Source organism: Oribacterium sp. (assembly GCF_057249185.1).
Genome location: NZ_DBHIGR010000171.1, coordinates 1 through 4,668, shown reverse-complemented (window position 1 = coordinate 4,668; position 4,668 = coordinate 1). Strand labels below are relative to the sequence as shown.

4 protein-coding genes and 1 pseudogene are annotated in these 4,668 nt (G+C 45.1%); all 5 read left to right on the top strand.

The genetic code is table 11. From position 1 onward, the window contains the following. Positions 1-316, top strand: a pseudogene (locus ACO4PX_RS08750) (ABC transporter permease); the annotation flags it as partial. Between the two features lie 43 nt (positions 317-359). Further along, positions 360-977: a uridine kinase gene (udk, locus tag ACO4PX_RS08745; protein WP_485572310.1), complete on the top strand. Its 618-nt coding sequence runs from the start codon at positions 360-362 to the stop codon at positions 975-977. Positions 978-990: 13 nt separating this feature from the next. Next, positions 991-2,466: a threonine synthase gene (gene thrC / locus ACO4PX_RS08740; protein WP_485572309.1), complete on the top strand. Its 1,476-nt coding sequence runs from the start codon at positions 991-993 to the stop codon at positions 2,464-2,466. An 84-nt stretch (positions 2,467-2,550) separates the two neighbouring features. Further along, positions 2,551-3,417 carry a class II fructose-1,6-bisphosphate aldolase gene (fba, locus tag ACO4PX_RS08735; protein WP_040648254.1) on the top strand — a complete coding sequence of 289 codons (867 nt, stop codon included), beginning with the start codon at positions 2,551-2,553 and terminating at the stop codon, positions 3,415-3,417. Between the two features lie 84 nt (positions 3,418-3,501). Continuing rightward, on the top strand, positions 3,502-4,668 hold a 1,167-nt coding region (locus tag ACO4PX_RS08730), incomplete at its 3' end, for a glutamine synthetase III domain-containing protein (protein ID WP_485572308.1).

Sequence of the window (4,668 nt, the reverse complement as noted above, 5' to 3'; positions counted from 1 at the left end):
GACTCTATATATTTATGGAGGAATTTCCGGCAGTTTAGTGCTTTTGTATTTTTTCTTTTATATTTTTTCCGCCCTGTATTGCACGGCTCTCGGTATCTTTTGCAGTTGCCTGGGAAAGAATACGGCTTATTCTACGGCACTGAGCTATGTACTGGAATTTATCAGCTTTTTGTTTGTTTTCTACGAACTTTACTGGTGTAAAACCAAGGGATATTTTTTCTACGGTCTGATACTGGCATTTCTGTTTTTTATCCTATTCAGCTTGAGCTTTTTAGGGATAGGGAAAAAATATCTAAGAGGTTTACAAACAAATTGAACTAGGATATTCTGTAGGAAGTTTAAAAGGAAGAGGGGAAACTATGTTTTCAACGGTAATGATTGGTATAGCGGGAGGTTCCGGTTCGGGAAAATCCACCTTTACCAAGAGAATCAAAGAATGCTTTCCGGAGGAAGTGGCAGTTCTCTACCACGACAATTACTATAAGTCCAATGACGGGGTGCCCTTTGCTATCCGTCAAAAGGCTAACTACGACCATCCGGATGCCTTTGAAACGGATCTTTTGATTAAGCATTTGAAGGCATTAAGAAGAGGAGAAGGTATTTCCTCCCCCACCTATGATTTCAGCACCCACAACAGAACCGATCAGTACTTTGTTGTAGAACCGAAGAGAATTATCCTGGTGGAGGGCATTTTGGTGCTGGAAAATCCGGAGTTACGCTCCCTTTTTGATATTAAGATTTATGTGGAAGCGGATGCGGACGAAAGAATTATTAGGCGAATTATTCGGGATGTGAAGGAAAGAGGCCGTCAGGTGGAGGATATTTCCGAACAGTATTTAAACACGGTTAAGCCTATGCATTACCTGTATGTGGAGCCTACCAGAGCCAAGGCGGATATCGTGATGAATTCCGGAATGAATGATGTTGCATTTGATCTGATGAAGACAAAGATTGAAAGCTTATTGCAGAATGAGTAGTAAAGGAGAAAATATGGTTTATCAATCCACTCGCGGAGGAGAAGAAAATGTAAGTCCGTCTTTAGCAATTGTGCAGGGACTGGCAAAGGACGGGGGACTTTTTGTACCGAAGGAAATGCCTAAACTGGAAAAGTCTCTTGAGGACTATGCTGAGTTATCCTATCAGGATTTGGCTTATGAAATCATGAAGCTTTATCTTACGGATTTCACCGAGGAGGAATTACGTTATTGTATTAATTCTGCCTATGACGATAAGTTTTCCACAAAGGAAATCGCCCCTGTGGTAAAAAAAGGAGATAGCTACTATCTTGAGCTTTTCCACGGAAGAACCCTGGCCTTCAAGGACATGGCATTGTCCATTCTTCCCTACCTTATGAAGGTAAGTTGTAAAAAGAATCAGATTCAGGAGAAGATTGTGATTCTCACCGCTACCTCCGGAGATACCGGAAAGGCTGCTATGGAAGGCTTTTGTGATGTGGATGGCTGTGAAATTATTGTCTTCTACCCTAAGGACGGAGTTTCCCCCTTCCAGGAGCGGCAGATGCGGGCTCAGAAGGGACAGAATACCCATGTGGCTGCTATTCTGGGAAACTTTGATGATGCCCAGAGTGGAGTAAAGAAGATTTTCTCCGATAAAGCCTATCAAGAGAAGCTGCTGGAAAAGGGTTATAGACTTTCTTCCGCAAATTCCATTAACATCGGACGTTTGGTCCCCCAGATTGTTTACTACGTTTATGCCTACTGCCGTTTGCAAAAAAGTGGAGAGCTGAAGGCAGGAGAGAGCTTGAATGTTTCCGTACCTACCGGAAATTTCGGAAATATTTTGGCAGCTTATTGTGCAAAGCGTATGGGACTTCCCTTAGGAAAGCTTCTTTGTGCTTCCAACGACAATAAGGTTTTAACAGACTTTTTCCGTACGGGAATTTACGATAAGAACCGTCCCTTCCATGTAACTACCTCTCCTTCTATGGATATTTTGATTTCCTCCAACCTGGAAAGACTCCTGTATTTTGCAGGGAAAAATGCGGATGAGTGTAAGAGATTGATGGAAGAGCTGAAGGATAAGGGAAAATATCGTATTTCTGAGACGATAGCAAAGGAACTGAAGGACTTTTACAGTGGCTACGGAAAAGAAGCCGAGGGCAGTCAAAGCATTTTCCAGACCTATAAGGAAACAGGCTATGTTCTGGATCCCCATACCGCAGTGGCTAAGGTGGTGGCAGACCACTATGCCTATGAGCAGGGAAGACGGGACAAGTGTCTTGTGGTTTCTACAGCCAGTCCGTATAAGTTCTCCCAGACTGTTTTAAAGGCCTTAAAGGAGCCTGTACCAAAGGATGTATTTGAAGGCATCGAAGCTTTGGAAAAGCTTTGGAAAGAGCCTATTCCCGCTCCGGTCAAAGAAGTGGAGGAGGGAGAAATTCGCCACAGCACCGTATGCTCAGTAGAGGATATGGAGGCGACGGTTTCACATTTCTTGCTTTCCTAGGCTTTAAAAATGTGTTACACTCTCTCCGTAGTTTAGGGTGAGATTTATGATAATGAATATTCTTTTCTAAAAAGGAGGATTAATATGTTAGTTAATGCAAAGGAAATGTTGGATAAAGCGCTGGCTTCCCATTACGCCGTTCCTCAGTTTAATATCAATAACCTGGAGTGGACAAAGTCCATTCTCCTGGCTTGCGAAGAGACCAAGTCTCCCGTAATCCTTGGTGTTTCCGAGGGTGCAGGAAAGTACATGACCGGTTTTGAAACGGTAGCCGCAATGGTTAAGGCTATGGATAAGAGCCTTGGCATTACCGTTCCGGTAGCTCTTCATTTGGATCACGGCTCCTATGACGGATGCTATTCCTGCATCAAGGCAGGCTTCACTTCCATCATGTTCGACGGTTCTCATTTCAATATTGAGGAAAATGTTGAAAAGACCAAGGAATTGGTAGCGGCTGCCCATAAGGCAGGTCTTTCCATTGAGGCCGAGGTAGGTTCCATTGGCGGAGAAGAAGACGGTGTTGTAGGTATGGGAGAGTGTGCAGATCCTGCTGAATGTAAGAAGATTGCAGATTTAGGCATCGACTTCCTGGCTGCAGGAATCGGAAATATTCACGGTGTTTATCCCCCTGATTGGAAGGGACTTTCCTTCGATACTCTGGCTGCAATCAAGGAGCAGATCGGAGAGAAGATGCCATTGGTACTTCATGGCGGTTCCGGTATCCCGAAGGAGATGATTCAGAAGGCAATTTCTCTGGGTGTTGCAAAGATTAATGTAAATACAGAGCTTCAGCTTGTATTTGCTGCAGCTACCAGAAAATATATTGAAGCAGGTTCCGATCAGAAGAGTAAGGGATTTGACCCGAGAAAGCTCTTAAAGCCGGGTGCAGATGCAATCATTGAAGAGTGTAAGGCAAAGATTGAGTTATTCGGTTGCGCTAATAAAGCATAAGAGGAAGAAGGGCAGAGCATGGTCTCTGCCCTTTTGCACTTAAAATGAGGAATCGTTTGGTAAAGCAATCAGTAAAGGAGTAACATGAGGGCTGGAAACGGGATAGAAAATTTTTCCAAAAATGTATTTCATGACGGTGTAATGCGGGAGCGTTTACCGAAAAATGTATACCAGAAGCTGAAGAAAAGTATGCAGGAGGGCTATGCTTTAAGCCCTGACTTGGCAGACGCAGTGGCTCAGGGAATGAAGGAATGGGCTATTGAACAGGGTGCTACCCACTATACCCACTGGTTTCAGCCCTTATCCGGCATTACTGCGGAAAAGCATGAGGCCTTTTTAAGCCCTGTGGGAGAGGGAAAGGTAATGCTGGAATTTTCCGGTAAGGAATTGGTGCGTTCCGAGGCGGATGCCTCTTCCTTTCCCTCCGGCGGTTTAAGAGCTACCTTCGAAGCCAGAGGTTATACGGTTTGGGATTGTACCAGTCCCGCTTTCCTGAGAAAGGACGGAGAGACCACAACCCTCTGCATTCCTACAGCCTTTTGCTCCTATACCGGAGAGGCACTGGACAAAAAGACTCCCCTTCTTCGTTCCATGGAGGCGATTAATCGGGAGGCTTTACGACTCCTCCGTCTTTTTGGAAATCAGAGCAGTCGTTCTGTTAAGGCTACTGTTGGTGCGGAGCAGGAGTATTTTCTGGTAGACCGGGAAAAATACCTTAGAAGAAAAGATTTGGTTTACACCGGAAGAACTCTTTTCGGTAGAATGCCGGCAAAGGGACAGGAGCTGGATGACCATTATTACGGCGTTATCCGGAAGAGAATTGCCGCCTTTATGGGGGATATGGATCAGGAGCTTTGGGCTTTAGGAGTTCCTGTAAAGACCGAGCACAATGAGGTGGCTCCTGCCCAGCATGAGATGGCGCCCATGTTTGAGGAAGCCAATTTGGCGGTGGATCACAATCAGCTGGTAATGGAAAATCTAAAGAAGGTGGCTTCCCGTCATGGTTTGGAGTGCCTTCTTCATGAAAAGCCCTTCGAAGGCATTAACGGTTCCGGAAAGCATAACAACTGGTCCTTGTCCACCGATGACGGCATTAATCTGATGAATCCGGGAGAAACACCCCATGAAAATGTGCAGTTTCTTCTGGTTTTGGCCTGTGTTTTAGCTGCTGTGGATAACCATGCGGATTTACTGAGGATGTCTGCGGCCAATGTGGGAAATGACCATAGACTTGGGGCGGATGAGGCACCT